This window comes from Bacillus cereus group sp. BfR-BA-01355, assembly GCF_022663675.1.
GTDB lineage: Bacteria > Bacillota > Bacilli > Bacillales > Bacillaceae_G > Bacillus_A > Bacillus_A thuringiensis_S.
This window is the reverse complement of the sequence record NZ_JAKUFY010000257.1, coordinates 1-1,398: the sequence shown is the minus strand read 5'-3', so window position 1 is coordinate 1,398 and position 1,398 is coordinate 1. Positions and strand designations below refer to the sequence as shown.

Sequence of the window (1,398 nt, the reverse complement as noted above, 5' to 3'; positions counted from 1 at the left end):
TTCATAATATGTATATAGTAGTATTTCAAACCATTTCGGATTACTTAAGTCGATGATGAAGGAGCCTGTAAAAAAGGCTTCTTATTTTTTAAAAATAAACGTTTGTTTAAGCTGTATGTTCGGTAGAAAGAAACTCATGTAGTTCAAAGGTTAAGAAAGAAAAATAAGAAATTAATCAAACGTTTGTTTAAGATATATGTTTGGTGCAGAATCTAAAAAATTTATATATTTATTTTTTTCTTAACAAATGGCGGAAAAATAAGAAAAATTCGCAGGATTATTAAAAATTATCACGAAATAAGTAAAAGTTTAGCGAATAATGGTTTGAAATAATAAAACGTTTTCTATATGATAAAGGTAAAGGTTAGTAAAAAAGTAGGTGAATTTATGACAGTAACATTTTATTCATATCCAAAGTGTGGCACATGTCAAAAGGCAAAGAAATGGTTTGAGGCAAACGATGTAGCATATGAGATGATTCATATTGTTGAAAATCCACCATCAAAAGAAGATTTACGTAATTTACATGAAAAAAGTGAATTACCATTAAAAAAATTCTTTAATACAAGTGGAATGCGTTACCGTGAACTTGGTCTGAAAGATAAGTTGAAAGATGCAAGCGAAGACGAAATGTACGAGCTTTTAGCATCTGATGGCATGTTGATTAAACGTCCAATTGTAACAGATGGAACGAATGTAACACTTGGTTTTAACGAAGAGCAGTTTGAAAGTGTGTGGAAAAAGTACCAATAAGGTATTTTTACATAATTAATACATTCACTGGAGGTACAGTCATGAGCATTCCAAATAATTTACGTTACTCTGAAGAACACGAATGGGTAAAAACTGAAGGTAATGAAGTTGTTATCGGTATCACTCACTTTGCACAAGGTGAGCTAGGCGATATCGTATTCGTTGAACTTCCTGAAGTAGGTGCAACAATCGAAGCTGACGAGCCATTCGGAAGCGTAGAATCTGTTAAAACAGTTTCTGAGTTATACGCACCTGTAAGCGGTAAAGTTGTAGCAGTAAACGAAGAATTAAGTGACCAACCAGAACTTGTTAACGAATCTCCATACGAGGGTGCATGGATGGTTAAAGTTGAACTTTCTGATGCAAGCCAAGTTGAGAAGTTATTAACTGCAGAAAAATATGCAGAAATGACAAACCAAGACTAATTATAGTCGACTAAAGGACAGCCTTTGTGCTGTCCTTTTTTATTTTATGTAAAATAATGAATGTAGAATCATATACTAATTATCGTGTAGGAGAACGTTTTTTGAAAAAAATTTTCGTTTAATCTTTATGCAGGTTTAGCCGTTTTTGCTTTTCGTTGTCTAGCTCCAGCGACTAGATTGTTCGGTGGCTTCGCTTCTTCCTACAAGGCAAAAAGCGCCT

General features: G+C 33.3%; 2 protein-coding genes. Both read left to right on the top strand.

Going from position 1 to position 1,398, the window contains the following annotated elements; translation table 11 throughout:
- Window positions 1-387: 387 nt before the first annotated feature.
- Entirely contained in the window at window positions 388-753 is a 366-nt protein-coding gene (locus tag MR167_RS31430; RefSeq protein WP_000218968.1) for an arsenate reductase family protein, read from the top strand.
- 41 nt (window positions 754-794) lie between these two features.
- Entirely contained in the window at window positions 795-1,178 is a 384-nt protein-coding gene (gene gcvH / locus MR167_RS31425; RefSeq protein WP_000026896.1) for a glycine cleavage system protein GcvH, read from the top strand.
- Window positions 1,179-1,398: the final 220 nt, after the last annotated feature.

What these genes read in the sequence shown, in the direction of transcription:
- MR167_RS31430 (WP_000218968.1), top strand. Translation starts at nt 388, where the DNA reads ATGACAGTAACATTTTATTCATATCCAAAGTGTGGCACATGTCAAAAG.
- gcvH (WP_000026896.1), top strand. Translation starts at nt 795, where the DNA reads ATGAGCATTCCAAATAATTTACGTTACTCTGAAGAACACGAATGGGTA.